Source organism: Aeromonas sp. NJAU223, assembly GCF_051125555.1.
Classification (GTDB): domain Bacteria; phylum Pseudomonadota; class Gammaproteobacteria; order Enterobacterales; family Aeromonadaceae; genus Aeromonas; species Aeromonas veronii_G.
The window spans coordinates 3,389,683-3,403,707 of record NZ_CP144204.1; the positions used below are offsets into that span (position 1 = coordinate 3,389,683).

Annotated in this window: 12 protein-coding genes; 1 reads left to right on the forward strand and 11 read right to left on the reverse strand. The window is 61.5% G+C overall.

The features are described from left to right. Positions 1–12 precede the first annotated feature (12 nt). A complete protein-coding gene (gene dxs / locus VZC39_RS15400) occupies positions 13–1,878 on the forward strand; it encodes a 1-deoxy-D-xylulose-5-phosphate synthase (protein ID WP_349919185.1) in 1,866 nt (621 codons plus the stop codon). Positions 1,879–1,949: 71 nt separating this feature from the next. On the opposite strand, the gene VZC39_RS15405 is transcribed toward dxs, so the two are convergent. From VZC39_RS15405 to ribD, 11 genes are all read right to left on the reverse strand, one after another. Then, positions 1,950–2,891, reverse strand: coding sequence for an ABC transporter permease (locus tag VZC39_RS15405; protein ID WP_349919187.1), 942 nt, complete (start codon positions 2,889–2,891; stop codon positions 1,950–1,952). A gap of 5 nt (positions 2,892–2,896) precedes the next feature. Further along, positions 2,897–3,871: an ABC transporter permease gene (locus tag VZC39_RS15410; RefSeq protein ID WP_349919188.1), complete on the reverse strand. Its 975-nt coding sequence runs from the start codon at positions 3,869–3,871 to the stop codon at positions 2,897–2,899. Positions 3,872–3,971: 100 nt separating this feature from the next. Further along, positions 3,972–5,528, reverse strand: coding sequence for an ABC transporter substrate-binding protein (locus VZC39_RS15415; protein ID WP_349919190.1), 1,557 nt, complete (start codon positions 5,526–5,528; stop codon positions 3,972–3,974). A gap of 82 nt (positions 5,529–5,610) precedes the next feature. Further along, the gene (locus VZC39_RS15420; protein WP_349919192.1) at positions 5,611–7,335 is read right to left on the reverse strand and encodes an ABC transporter ATP-binding protein; all 1,725 of its coding nucleotides are present in this window, start codon (positions 7,333–7,335) and stop codon (positions 5,611–5,613) included. 645 nt (positions 7,336–7,980) lie between these two features. After that, complete coding sequence (locus VZC39_RS15425) at positions 7,981–8,463, reverse strand: phosphatidylglycerophosphatase A family protein (RefSeq protein WP_349922521.1); 483 nt, start codon at positions 8,461–8,463, stop codon at positions 7,981–7,983. Between the two features lie 55 nt (positions 8,464–8,518). Further along, on the reverse strand, positions 8,519–9,478 hold the full coding sequence (gene thiL / locus VZC39_RS15430) for a thiamine-phosphate kinase (protein ID WP_434663689.1): 960 nt from the start codon (positions 9,476–9,478) through the stop codon (positions 8,519–8,521). 56 nt (positions 9,479–9,534) lie between these two features. After that, entirely contained in the window at positions 9,535–9,948 is a 414-nt protein-coding gene (gene nusB, locus VZC39_RS15435) for a transcription antitermination factor NusB (protein WP_349919195.1), read from the reverse strand. Positions 9,949–9,959: 11 nt separating this feature from the next. Further along, positions 9,960–10,424 (reverse strand): 6,7-dimethyl-8-ribityllumazine synthase, encoded by a 465-nt coding sequence (gene ribH / locus VZC39_RS15440; protein ID WP_349919196.1) that lies wholly within the window; start codon positions 10,422–10,424, stop codon positions 9,960–9,962. A gap of 227 nt (positions 10,425–10,651) precedes the next feature. After that, positions 10,652–11,761 carry a bifunctional 3,4-dihydroxy-2-butanone-4-phosphate synthase/GTP cyclohydrolase II gene (gene ribBA / locus VZC39_RS15445; RefSeq protein WP_349919198.1) on the reverse strand — a complete coding sequence of 370 codons (1,110 nt, stop codon included), beginning with the start codon at positions 11,759–11,761 and terminating at the stop codon, positions 10,652–10,654. Between the two features lie 289 nt (positions 11,762–12,050). Further along, on the reverse strand, positions 12,051–12,704 hold the full coding sequence (locus VZC39_RS15450; RefSeq protein ID WP_349919200.1) for a riboflavin synthase: 654 nt from the start codon (positions 12,702–12,704) through the stop codon (positions 12,051–12,053). A gap of 207 nt (positions 12,705–12,911) precedes the next feature. After that, the gene (gene ribD, locus VZC39_RS15455; protein WP_349919202.1) at positions 12,912–14,021 is read right to left on the reverse strand and encodes a bifunctional diaminohydroxyphosphoribosylaminopyrimidine deaminase/5-amino-6-(5-phosphoribosylamino)uracil reductase RibD; all 1,110 of its coding nucleotides are present in this window, start codon (positions 14,019–14,021) and stop codon (positions 12,912–12,914) included. Between the last annotated feature and the right edge of the window lie 4 nt (positions 14,022–14,025).

The window sequence follows — 14,025 nt, forward strand, 5'->3', positions numbered from 1 at the left end:
AACAGTAACAAGATGAGCGTTGATATAAGCGAATACCCCAACCTGGCCCTCGCGGACACGCCGGTCGAATTGCGATCCCTGCCCTTCGAGCGCCTGCCCGTGCTGTGCAACGAGCTGCGCGAATACCTGCTGCGCTCGGTGAGCCGCTCCAGCGGTCACTTTGCCTCCGGTCTTGGCACCGTCGAGCTGACGGTCGCCCTGCACTATGTCTACAACACCCCCTTCGATCGGCTGGTCTGGGACGTGGGCCATCAGGCCTATCCCCACAAGATCCTGACCGGTCGGCGCGATCGCATTCACACCATCCGCCAGAAGGATGGTCTCCACCCCTTCCCCTGGCGCGACGAGAGCGAGTATGACGTCCTCAGTGTCGGCCACTCCAGCACCTCCATCGGTGCCGCGCTCGGCATGGCCGTTGCCGCCGAGCACGAAGGGCTGGGACGCAAGGTGGTCGCCGTCATCGGCGACGGGGCCATCACCGCCGGCATGGCGTTCGAGGCCCTCAACCACGCGGGCGACGTCCACAAGGACATGCTGGTGGTGCTCAATGACAACGAGATGTCCATTTCCGAGAATGTCGGGGCGCTGAACAACCACCTGGCCCGGCTGATGTCCGGCAAGCTCTACACCACCATCCGCGAGGGTGGCAAGAAGGTGCTGGCGGGGGTTCCCCCGGTCAAGGAGCTGGCCAAGCGGGCAGAAGAACATCTGAAAGGCATGGTGGTGCCCGGCACCCTGTTCGAGGAGTTCGGCTTCAACTATATCGGCCCCATCGACGGCCATGACATCGGCGCCCTGGTCGAGACCCTGCGCAACATGCGCAACCTCAAGGGTCCCCAGCTGCTGCACGTCAAGACCAAGAAGGGCAAGGGTTACGAGCCCGCCGAGAAGGATCCCATCGGTTATCACGCCGTGCCCAAGTTCAATCCGGACGACTGCACCCTGCCCAAAAGCAGCGGCGGCAAGCCGACCTTCTCCGCCATCTTCGGCCAGTGGCTGTGCGACATGGCCGCGAAGGACGAGAAGCTGGTCGGCATCACCCCCGCCATGCGCGAGGGCTCGGGGCTGGTCAAATTCAGCCAGCAGTATCCGGATCGCTATTTCGACGTGGCCATCGCCGAGCAGCATGCGGTCACCTTCGCCGCCGGGCTCGCCATCGCGGATCAGAAACCCGTGGTGGCTATTTACTCGAGCTTCCTGCAGCGGGCCTATGACCAGTTGATCCACGACGTGGCACTGCAGAAGCTGCCGGTGCTGTTTGCCATCGACCGGGCCGGTCTGGTGGGCGCCGATGGCCCCACCCATCAGGGGGCCTTCGACATCAGCTTCCTGCGCACCGTGCCGAACATGGTGGTGATGACCCCGTCCGATGAGAACGAGTGCCGCCAGATGCTCTACACCGGCTACCGGTGCAACCTGCCTGCGGCGGTGCGCTACCCCCGTGGCAGCGGCTGCGGCATCGAGGTCCAGAATGAGATGACGGCGCTGGAGATAGGCAAGGGGCGCATTGTCCGTGACGGCAAGGGCATCGCCATCCTGGCATTCGGTACCCTGCTGCACCAGGCCAAGGCCGCCGCCGAGGCGCTGGATGCCACCCTGGTGGACATGCGCTTCGTCAAACCCATGGACGAGGCGCTGGTGCTCTCCCTTGCCGCGACCCACGACCAATTCGTCACCCTGGAAGACAACGCCATCATGGGCGGCGCCGGCTCCGCGGTGAACGAGCTGCTGATGCGCAGCAAACAGTGCAAACCGGTACTGAATCTCGGGCTGCCAGACCGCTTTATCGAGCAAGGCACCCAGGAGGAGATCTACACCCTGCTGGGGCTCGATGGCACTGGTATCCTCGCCAGCATCGAGGCCTGGCAACAGGCCTGATGACCATCCAGTCACGAAAAAGGGCGCCATCATGGCGCCCTTTTTGATTGCTTCAATTATCGACTCGGGTCTTAGCCTTTGTAGATCTTGGGGTTGAACACATCCCGCAGCCAGTCACCGAGCAGGTTGATCACCAGCACCAGCACCACCAGGCAGATCCCCGGGAAGGCGGTGATCCACCAGGAGCCGGAGAAGATGTAGTTGAAGCCCACACTGATGAGGGACCCCAGAGACGGCTGATCCACCGGCATGCCGAGCCCCAGGAAGGAGAGCGCGGCCTCACTCATGATGGCGTTCGCCACCTGCACGGTGGAGATGACCAGGATGGGCGACAGGCAGTTCGGCAGAATGTGGCGGAACATGATGCGCGGGGCACGGAACCCCATCACCTGGGCCGCTTCCACATACTCCTTCTTCTTCTCGGCCAGCACCGAGGCGCGCACCGTCCGGGCATATTGCGGCCATTCGGCGATACCGATGATCACCACCAGCATCAGGATGGCGAACTTGGAGTAAAACTCCGAGCCAAAGGTCGCCTGGAAGATGGCGGAGATGATGATGGCCACCATCATGGTGGAGAAAGAGAGCTGCACATCGGCAAAACGCATCAGCAGGTTGTCGATACGGCCACCGAAATAGCCCGCCAGCAGGCCGATGACGATGCCGAGCAGCAACTGCAGTGCCACCGCGAACAGGCCGATGGTCAGGGAGATGCGGGCACCGTACAGAATTGTGCTCCAGATATCGCGGCCCTGGTTGTCGGTGCCGAGCCAGAAGCGCTCCTCGCCCCCTTCCAGCCAGGAGGGTGGCAGTTCCGCATCCATCAGATCGAAGCTGGTCAGATCGTAGACGTTATGGGGGGCCAGCCAGGGCGCCAGCAGGGCCCCCAGCACGAACACCACAAACACCGCGAAGCTGAACATGGCTACCTTGTCCCGCAGGAAGTAGTAGACGATGTCAGAGTTCTTGAAACGTGCCCAACGGCTTGGGCTTGCAGTCATAGCCTTACTCATGATGCTTACCCCTTGGCGGTCAAGTTAACGGTCGGGTTGATGAACCCGTAAAGCAGGTCGACCAGGGTATTGGTCACCACGAAGATGAGACCCACGAAGATGACGTAGGCGGTGATGAGCGGCGTATCGACCCGGTGGATTGCCTCGAGGAACAGGAAGCCGGTCCCCGGCCACTGGAATACGCTCTCGGTCAGAATGGTGTAGGCCACCATGGTACCGATCTGCACGCCGCCGACGGTGATGACCGGCAGCATGGTGTTCTTCAGGGCGTGCTGATAGTAGACCTTGTTGTTGTCCAGCCCCTTGGCGCGGGCAAACTTGACGTACTCGGAGGAGAGTTGCTCCAGCATCTCTGAGCGCACCAGCCGGATGAACAGCGGCAGCATGATGGAGGAGAGCGACACCGCGGGCAGGATCAGGTGCAAGATCCCGTCCCAGGTGAAGAAGCCCGACTCCCAGCCCAGCAGGTTGTAGGTCTCGCCACGGCCATAGGCCGGCAGCCAGCCCAGCTGGATGGAGAAGAGATACATCAACATGATGGCCGTCAGGAAGACCGGGATCGAGATACCGATGCTGCTGACCGCCATGATGAGCTTGGTGAGCACGCTGCGTGGCCTGATCGCCGAATATACCCCCAGCGGAATGGAGACAACGACGATGATGATGGCGGCGGCAAACACCAGCTCAAGGGTAGCCACCAGCTTGTCGAGGATCACCTCGAGAGCCGGTCGCTTGAAGAAGTAGGAAGTGCCCAGATCCCCCTGCACCGCGTTCTGCAAGAAGCGGCTGTATTTCACCAAAAAGGGATCGTTGAGGCCCATCTTGTCGCGCAGCTCCTGGCGCACGGACTCGGAGACGGATTGTCCCACCAGCTCGCGCAGCGGATCCCCCAGGTTGTCCTGGATGGAGAAGGCGACCAGGCTGATGACGAACATCACTATCACGGCCTGATAGAACCGTTTCAGCAGGAATGTAAACATGCTTGTCCTTCTACGTGGCCTGTGTCGTGGCACAGGCTTCTGTTAATGGCGGGGGCGCCAGCAATGACCACCCCCGCCAGGTCCTTCCTTAGCGCTTCGCTTACTTGTTGACCACCAGGTCACCCAGGTAAGGGAAGTTCATCACGTTGACCACCGGCTTGATATCGACGTTCTTCTTGGCACCGTAGGCCAGATCTTCCCAGTGCAGCGGCACATAGGCGGCGTCGTCGATCAGCATGGCTTCCACCTTCTGCAGGATGGCGGCGCGCTTGGCCGGATCGGTCTCGGTGTTCGCATCCATCACCATCTTGTCAGCTTCTGCGTTGGCATAACCGCCGCAGTTGTACTGACCCATGCCGGTCTTGGCATCCTTGGTGAAGGTCAGGAACTCGAAGAAGTTCGCAGTATCTTCGGTATCCGCGTGCCAGCCGATCAGCTGCATGTCGGAGGCGCACTTGTCAAACTCCGGCCAGTACTGGGCCACCGGCATGGTCTTCAGATCCACCTTGATGTTGATCTTGGACAGCATGGCGGAGACAGCCTGGGCGATCTTGACGTCGTTGACGTAGCGGGCGGCCGGGGAGATGAAGCTCACCTTGAAGCCTTTCTCGTAACCGGCTTCCTTCATCAGCTCCTTGGCCTTGGCCAGATCATACTGGGGCTTGAGCGCCTCGTTGTAGCCGGCATAGCCTTTCGGGCTCAGCTGGCCGGCCGGGGTGCCGAAGCCTTTGTTGATCTTGTCGACGATACCCACCTGGTTGATGGCGTAGTTGATCGCCTGACGCACGCGCTTGTCTTTCAGCGCCGGGTTGGTGTTCTGGTTCAGCTCGATGATGATGGCGCGGGTACCGGACAGGGTCACCAGCTGGGAATCCTTGCCGTTCTTCACACGCTCCAGATCGTTCGGGGCAACCGGGTAGATCATGTCAACGTCACCACCCAGCAGGGCGGCTACGCGGGTCGCGTCTTCCTTGATCGGCACCACGGTCAGGTTCTGGACGTTGCCCTTGGAGGCCTTGTCCCAGTAGTTGGCGTTGCGCACGTATTCCAGCTTCACGCCCTGCTCACGGAACTTGACGCTGAACGGGCCGGTACCGGAGACGTGGGTGGAGGCGTAGGAGTCGCCGTTCTTGACGATCTCGGCCTTGTCTTTGCCGGCTTCATCCTTGCCGGTGTAGAACTTGGAGTCCATCGGGAAGATGTAGGTGACGGTCTGCAGCACCAGCGGGAACGGCTTGGCGGTGATGAGATCCACGGTGAAATCATCCACCTTCTTCACTTCGGCGATGGGGTCGAAGATGGCCTTGAAGTCCGGGGAGGCCTTCAGACGGTTGACGGTCCACACCACGTCATCGGCGGTGAAGTCGTTGCCGGAGTGGAACTTGACGCCCTTGCGCAGGTGGAAACGTACGGTCTTGTCGTCGATACGCTCATACTTTTCGGCCAGACGCGGCTCGAATTGCAGATCCTGGGTGTAACGCATCAGGGGATCGAACACCAGGTGAGACATCTCCAGGGTCTGACCGGAGAGCTGCTCCTGCGGATCCAGCGAGGTGGCGTCGGAGGCGACGGCTACCTTGATGTCAGCGGCAGAGACGTTGAACGCGAGGCCAGCGGCGAACAGCGCCATGGCGATCTTGGATAATCCTTTCTTCATGTCTTTCTCCATGCTTTTGGCTTTTTATTGACACTTTTTTTGACAAACAGATCGGCGAAGCCTTTTTCCTGACTCGGCTTTCCTAGCTTGCGATCTCCAGCCCCTCGCGGGACATTCCCTTAAATTCCGGCATGAGGGAAATCAGCTTGCGGCTGTACTCATGCTCGGCATTGGTAAAGAGTTTCTCGGTCTCGGCCACTTCCACCAGATGACCGTGACGCATCACCCCGATGCGATCGCACATCTGGCGGATGACCGGCAAATCGTGACTGATGAACAGCATGGTGAGCCCGAGTTCCTGCTGCAAGTCTTTGAGCAGGTTGAGGATCTGGGCCTGCACCGAGACGTCCAGCGCCGAGGTGGGCTCGTCGCAGATGAGGAAGCGCGGGCGGGTCGCCAAGGCACGGGCAATGGAGATGCGCTGACGCTGGCCACCGGAGAACTCGTGGGGATACTTGACCCCGGCACCGCGGCCCAGCCCCACGTGATCCAGCAGATCGCTGACGATGCCCTCGATCTGGCTCTCGCTGCTCGCCAGCTTATGGAAGCGGATGGGCTCGGCGATGATGTCACGCACCTTCATGCGCGGGTTCATGGACGAGTAAGGGTTCTGGAACACCATCTGCATCTGGCGGCGCAGCGGACGACGGGCATGCTCGCTTTTCAGGGCGGTGAGATCGATGCCCTCGAACACGATGTTGCCGCTATCAGGCGGATAGAGACCGGTGATGGCGCGGGCGATGGTGGACTTGCCGGAACCGGACTCCCCCACCAGACCGAAGGTCTCGCCCTCGAAGATCTCGAAATTGATGTTGTTGCAGGCGTGCACGAACTGGCGACGGCTCGGGAAGATGGAGTTCTTGGTGACGAACCTCAGATCCACGTTCTCCACCCGCAGCAGCGCCCCTTCATAGGCGCGCTCATCCTGACTCTGGCCGAGCCAGTGGGTCTTGAGATCGATGCTGGTATCCGCCGCACCCGCCTCTTCGATGTAGGAGACCAGGGGGAAGCGCACCAGCTTCACATCGGAGCGGGGCACCGCCGAGATGAGGCTGCGGGTATAGGGATGGTTCGGGGCCCCCAGTACCTGTTCTGTGGTGCCGAACTCCACCAGATCCCCGCGATACATGACCGCCACCTTGTCAGTGACGTTGGAGACCACGCCCATGTCGTGGGTCACCAGCATGCAACCCACCTGACGCTCCTTGCACAGGGTGCGGATGAGCTGGAGGATCTGATCCTGAATGGAGACGTCCAGCGCCGTGGTCGGCTCATCGGCGATGATGAGCTCGGGATCGCCGGAGAGGGCGATGGCGATGACCACCCGCTGACGCATGCCGCCGGAGAACTGGTGAGGGTACTGCTTGATGCGTACTTCCGGTTGCGGGATCCCGACCGCAGCCATCAACTCGAGGGCCTTGGCAAGGGCGGCCTCGCGAGAGAGTTCGGTATTGGCCAGGATGGTTTCAACCAGCTGATGTTCGACGGTGAACAGCGGGTTGAGGGACGTCATGGGATCCTGGAAGATGAAGCCGATGCGAGAGCCGCGGATGGCTCGCATCTCGTTCTGGCTCTTGCCAGAGATGAGTTCGCCGTTGAGATAGATATCGCCACGGGCGATGCGACCGGGCGGGCTCAACAGATCGATGACGGCATTGCCGATGGTGGATTTGCCGGCACCTGACTCACCGACCACTCCGACGACCTCCCCCTTTTCGACAGAAAAAGAGAGATCCTTCACCGCGGCCAGCACCCCGTAGCGGGAGGGGTACTCGATCCGCAAGTTTTTCACTTCGAGCAAGGACATGTTTACCTCTGCGGGGGACATCCGTCCCAAATAATTCGTCCGTAAATCAGCGCAGATGCTGGTGGTGCCTTGACAGTTATCTTGAGTGTTCGTGTTGCATGAAAAACGCTCAATCCATGAGGCAGTCAAACCAGCGATCCGGGCGGGTTTTTTGCATTTTTTTGGAATAACCCGCGAGTAAGTTAGTCGGTTTGCCCGCGGGTGTAAATGATCCCGTTATACAATTTCGCAATACTTTGCGCAGATAACGCTTTCATCATAGGTATAAAATAGCGACAAACATCACACTACCAGATGTTGTGATGGTAATGCCATAAAATGCATCATTTTAATGTCAACAAAATCATAACAACCAATCATATCCACTACGCCACCCAAGTATTCAAGTCTCGAATGAGTAGTGAATATTTATGTGAAATGATTTTTTGGCGGCAGCATATATGGATGAAGGAAAAATAAGCAGAGATAAATAGGGAGAAGGCAGCATCTTCCACCGCCCCCGGAAAGGCTCGGCGAAGGGTCAACGAGGGGATTGCATACAAAACGACGCAGGCCCGGCAATGGCCGGACCTGCGTCGCTAGCGAGGGGCTCGCCGGTCTACCCCCTCGAGGCGACCTTGAGCTGAGGCATTCACCCCTTGGCCGTCAGTGCACCCAGTACGCCAACAGCTGCATGCAGCACAGGGCGAACAGGCCGGCGATGAGATCGTCCAGCATGATGCCAAGACCGCCGTGGATGCGGCGATCGAACCAGGAGATGGGCCAGGGCTTGATCACGTCGAACAGCCGAAACAGCACGAAACCGGCCAGTATCCAGGCCCAGCCGGCCGGGGCCGCTATCATTGTGACGCCAAAGCCAATCACCTCGTCCCAGACGATGGCGCCGTGATCCGGCATGCCGATGGCGTCGGTGGCTCCCTGACAGAGCCAGATCCCCACCAGGAAGCCCACCGCCAGCAGGGCGATGAACCAGGGGGTGGAGAGCCCGCTCACCAGCCAATAGAGCGGGACTGCCACCAGCGTCCCCATGGTGCCCGGTGCCCAGGGAGAGAGCCCGGCGCCAAAGCCCACCGCCAGCAGATGGCGCGGGTTTCTCAGGTTCAGCCGTTTCAGTTCGGGTTTTATCATCATCCTTGTCGATTCCAGTCAGTCGGCGCCAGCTGGCGGCCCCAGTTCCACGCCATCATGCGAAGTGATCCCATCCCTTGAGCTCCAGCGCCACCGGTTGATCGTCCAGCAGATAGTCGATGCCAGGCTCCCCGGCCAGGATGCGGCCGATGCGGGTAAACTTGACCCCGCAGTTGGCCAGCGCCGTGTCCAGGGCACCGTGATGCTCCTGGGGCACGGTGAAGCAGAGCTCGTAGTCATCGCCACCCGCCAGCGCCAGTTGCCAGGCCGCCTCGGCGGAGACCGCATCCTGCAACACCGGTGAGAGGGGCAACAGGTTGAGATCGATCTGGGCCCGCACGCCGGAGGCCTTGAGGATGTGGCCGAGATCCGAGGCCAGGCCGTCGGAGAGATCCAGCGCGCTGTTTGCCAGCCCGCGCAGGGCCTGACCCGCCAGGATGCGGGGATGGGGATGATCGAGCCTGGGCAGCACGGCCGCCAGCTGGTTCTCGTTCAATACCCGCTTGCCGAGCAGATGGGAAAGGGCGAGGGCCGCATCCCCCAGGGTGCCGGTCACATAGATGCCGTCCCCCGCCTTGGCGCCGCTGCGCAGCAGGGCGCGGCCGGTGGGCACGGATCCCTTCACCGAGACGGTGATAGAGAGGGGCCCGCGGGTCATGTCTCCCCCCACCAGGGCCACGTTGTAGTACTCGGCGAGTTCCAGGAATCCCTCGGCAAAACCGGCGACCCAGGCCTCGTTGATGGCGGGCAGGGTCAGGGCCATGGAGACCCAGCGCGGCTCGGCGCCCATGGCAGCGAGATCGGACAGGTTGACCGCCAGCGCCTTGTAGCCGAGATCCACCGGATCCATGTCGGGGAAAAAGTGGACGCCGCTCACCAAGGTATCCGTGCTCACCGCCAGCTGGGTATCCGCAGGCAGGGTCAGCAGGGCGCAATCATCTCCCGGGCCCAGCACCACATCCTTGCGGGCGTGGGGGACCTTGAAGTACTTCTCAATCAGCTCAAATTCACCCATACAGTAAAAAGCCAGCGGTTAGGCTGGCTCCTCTCTTAAGGCTGATGGACAGCGGATCAACGCTTTGGCAGCGTCTTGATCACCTTGTCCAGAACACCGTTGACAAACTTGTGGCTGTCATCGGCGGCGAAGGCTTTGGCCAGCTCGATCGCTTCGTTGATCACCACGCGCGGCGGCACATCATCGCGACGGGTCAGCTCGTAGGTCGCCAGACGCAGGATCGCCTTGTCCACCATGTCCACTTCTTCCAGCGGACGGGAGAGGAAAGGTGCAAACACCTTGTCCAGCTCGTTGCAGTGGAGGGCTACCCCGAACAGCAGATCGCGGAAATAGTTCAGGTCCACACCCTTGGTGTCCTGATCGATCTTGAACTGCTCTTCGATGTCGCCCACGTTGGCCTGGGTCATCTGCCACTGGTAGATGGCCTGGGTGGCGCAATGACGGGCCTTACGGCGCTCGGACGGTTTCAATGTTTTATTCCTTAAAGCTGTTTCAGGACGTTGATCATTTCGAGCGCGCTCAGCGCAGCCTCTGCACCCTTGTTACCCGCCTTGGTACCGGCACGCTCGATGGCTTGTTCGATGTTTTCTGTGGTCAGCACGCCGAAGGCGACGGGAATGTCATACTCCATCATCACCTGGGCCAGGCCCTTGCCGTTCTCGCTCGCCACCAGTTCGAAGTGGTAGGTGCCGCCACGGATGACGGTGCCGAGGGCGACGATGGCGTCATATTGACCACTCTTGGCCAGCTTCTTGGCCGCCAGGGGGATCTCAACGGCACCCGGTACGCGCACCAGGGTCAGATTGCTCTCCTGGACCTGGCCTTGACGTTTGAGCACGTCCAGCGCGCCATTCACCAGGCTGTCATTGATGAAGCTGTTGAAACGGGCAACGACAATAGCAACACGCGCCTCGGGAGCGGCGATATTTCCTTCGATAATCTTCATTGGAAATCCTGTCTCTGTGCAATCAATGGGGCCGTCAATGGGGCCGCGGCCAAAAGTGCGCACATTCTAGCACAACAGACCCGCGACAAAAAACCATGCCCGCACAAGGCGGGCAGGCATTGAAGGTTTTATCCGTTCGCGGCGCTCATCCGGGGATTCACCGCCCCATCCCGCCCCTTCCGGCTGACGTTCGGCACGGGGCTGGCATCGGCGAATCGCCAACGCGCTTATTCGCCGACGTATTCCACCACTTCCAGGCCGAAGCCACCGAGGGCGTGATACTTCTTCGGTGAGCTCAGCAGGCGCATCTTGCCGACGCCGAGGGTCTTCAAGATCTGGGAACCCACGCCGACCCGGCGCGAGGTGCCCTGCCACCTGGCCCCTTCCGGTGCCAGTCCCTTGTCGGCGGCTTCGAACGCCTTGACCCGGGTCAGCAGCTCGTTGCCATCGGCCTCCGCCCCCAGGATAACCAGCACACCGCCCTCGTCGGCGATGCGGGCCATGGATTTCGCCAGCGGCCAGCTGCGGGCGCTGTGGCGATCGGTCAGCAGCAGATCGCTCAGCACGTCGTGCAGGTGCACCCGTACCAGGGTCGGCTCATCGGCCTGGATCTCCCCCTTCTTCAGGGCGAAATGGACCTGGTTGTCGATGGTGTCGCGGAAGGTGATGAGGTCAAACTCGCCATGTTCGGTGGGCAGCTTGCACTCGGCCACCTTCTCCACCGTGGTCTCGTGCTGGTTGCGATACTCGATGAGATCCGCGATGGTGCCGAGCTTGATGCCGTGCTGTTCGGCAAACACTTCCAGATCCGGGCGACGGGCCATGGTGCCGTCTTCGTTGAGGATCTCGACGATGACGGAGGCCGCCTCGTAACCGGCAAGACGCGCCAGATCGCAGCCCGCCTCGGTGTGGCCGGCCCGGGTCAGCACGCCGCCATCTTGCGCCATCAGCGGGAAGATGTGGCCAGGCTGCACCAGATCGGCGGCCTTGGCATCGGGCGCCACTGCCGCCTGCACGGTCACCGCGCGATCGGCGGCGGAGATGCCGGTGGTCACCCCTTCGGCCGCTTCGATGGTCACGGTGAAGGCGGTGGAGAACTGGGCATTGTTGCGGTCCACCATCAGCGGCAGCGCCAGCTGCTTGCAGCGATCCCGGGTCAGGGTCAGGCAGATGAGGCCACGGCCGTAGCGGGCCATGAAGTTGATATCCTCGGGGCGGACACAGGAGGCGGCCATGATGAGGTCCCCTTCATTCTCCCTGTCTTCGTCATCCATCAGGATCACCATCTTGCCAGCCTTGATATCGGCAATGATTTCCTGGGTTGTGCTCAGCGCCATGGGCTACTCCATCAACATGCTTCGGGATTGAGCCTGCGGGCTCGATTTGATTCGGGTAATGCTGCTCTAGATGGGGGCACCGGCCCCCGTTTCAACCTGAGCGGGATCACAGAAAACCGTTTTGACCCATCAATCAGCAAGGTGTGCCGGTGCATGAGCGGCCGGGCTCCCTGCCAAGGCCCTCCAGCCCCACTGAATCGCCGCCATCAAGCAGCAACTTCAACTGCAAAACAGAGAATCCATAGCAAAGTACAACTGTCATTTTCAACCAGACAGAGACTTGCACTGCCTACAAGAAGCCGGATTGGGCCAGTTTTTCCAGGGTCAGGGTCGAGCCGCTCTGTTCCTGGGCCCTGCCCTGCATCAGCCGCTCCAGATAGCGGGCTATCTGATCCACCTCGAGGTTCACCTTATGGCCCGGCTTCCAGTTCGCGATCGTGGTCTCCTGGGCGGTGTGGGGCACTATGGTGAGGCGGAACAGATTGCCCTCTACGGCGTTGACCGTGAGGCTGATGCCATCCACCGCGATGGAGCCCTTCTCGGCGATGTAGCGGGCAAGATCGGTCGGTGCCGCAATCCAGTACTCGATGGCGCGGCCGCTGCCGGACTTGCTCTTCACCTCGCCGATGCCATCCACGTGGCCCGAGACCAGATGGCCGCCGAGGCGGGAGGTCGGCATCAGGGCTTTTTCCAGATTGACCGCATCCCCCACCTTGGCCTCGGCAAAACCGGTGCGGGACAGGGTTTCCAGCGACACGTCGGCGGTATAGCTCTTGTCGCCGAGGGCCACCACGGTCAGGCAGACACCGTTGGTGGCGATGGAGTCGCCCAGCTTGACGTCACTGAAGTCCAGGGTCGGGGCATGCACGGTGAGGGCCATGTCCTCCCCCTGACGACGCAGGGCAGCCAGGGTTCCCATGGCTTCGATAATTCCGGTAAACATGCAGATCACCTTGATGACGGGGCCTGACCCCGTCTCTGAAAATGTGGAAAGTGCGCCTCGCAGGTCTAGGTGGTCGTGGTGAGGATATAGCCCTCACACGGCCACCCAGCCTTGAAGCGCGTGGCTAGGCAATCTTGCCCGTGATGCGGATTGCCTGGTTCAATCGGCCACCCGCCGCACCTTTTTGAGCCGGCGCCAGGCGGCTGGTTAAGCAATTTTGGCCGTGATGCGGATATCCTGCCCCACCAGCCGCACATCCTTGAGGTTGAGCTTGGGTGCCTGGAACAGCCGGGTCAACTCGGGCAAGTGGAACAGACCACGTCCCTCATCGCCCAGGAGCTTGGGCGCCTGATAGAGCACCAGTTCGTCCACCAGCCCCTTGCCGAGCAGGGCACCGCACAGGCGCGGCCCCGCCTCCACCAGCACGGAGTTGATGTTGCGCTTGGCCAGCAGCATGAACAGGCTCACCAGATCCAGCTTGCCGTCGAGCAGCGGCAGCTCCAGCTGCTGCACCCACTCGGGCCAGTCCCCATCCACCTTGTGACGAGCCAGCAGCACGGGCCCCGTGGTCTTGAACAGAGGCAAGTCCGGGGTCAGCCGGTTCTGGGAGTCGATAACCACCCGCAGCGGCTGGCGCAGGGTTTCCTTCGGGTAGACCGCCTTCACCGAGGGGGGCAGCTCGTCCCAGCGCACGTTGAGCGAGGCACCATCGGTCAGCACCGTCTCGGCACTCGACAAGACGGCGTCGTGGCGGGCACGCAGGCGCTGCACATCGGCGCGGGCCAGGGGGCCGGTTATCCACTGGCTCTCGCCGCTCGCCATGGCGGTGCGACCATCGAGGCTCGCACCCAGCTTCACCGTCACCTGAGGGAAGGCGGTGCGCATCCGCTTGAAGAAGCCGGGATTCAGGGCCTCGGCCTCGGCGCTCAGCAGGCCGAAGTCCGCCTTGATGCCCGCCTCGGAGAGCATGCGCAGGCCGCGCCCGCCCACCTGGGGATTGGGATCCACCATGGCGGCGACCACCCGGGTCACCCCGGCCTTGATCAGCGCCTCGGCGCAGGGCGGGGTGCGGCCGTGATGGGAGCAGGGCTCCAGGGTCACGTAGGCGGTAGCGCCACGGGCCTCTTCCCCGGCGGCGTGCAGGGCATAGACCTCGGCGTGGGGTTCACCGGCACGCTGGTGCCAGCCCTCTCCCACCACCACGCCCGCCTTGACCAGCACGGCGCCGACGCAGGGGTTGGGGGCCGTGGTATAGCGACCGCGGCGGGCCAGCTCGAGGGCCCGGTTCATCCATTGATAATCGTCTTGACTAAACATCTGG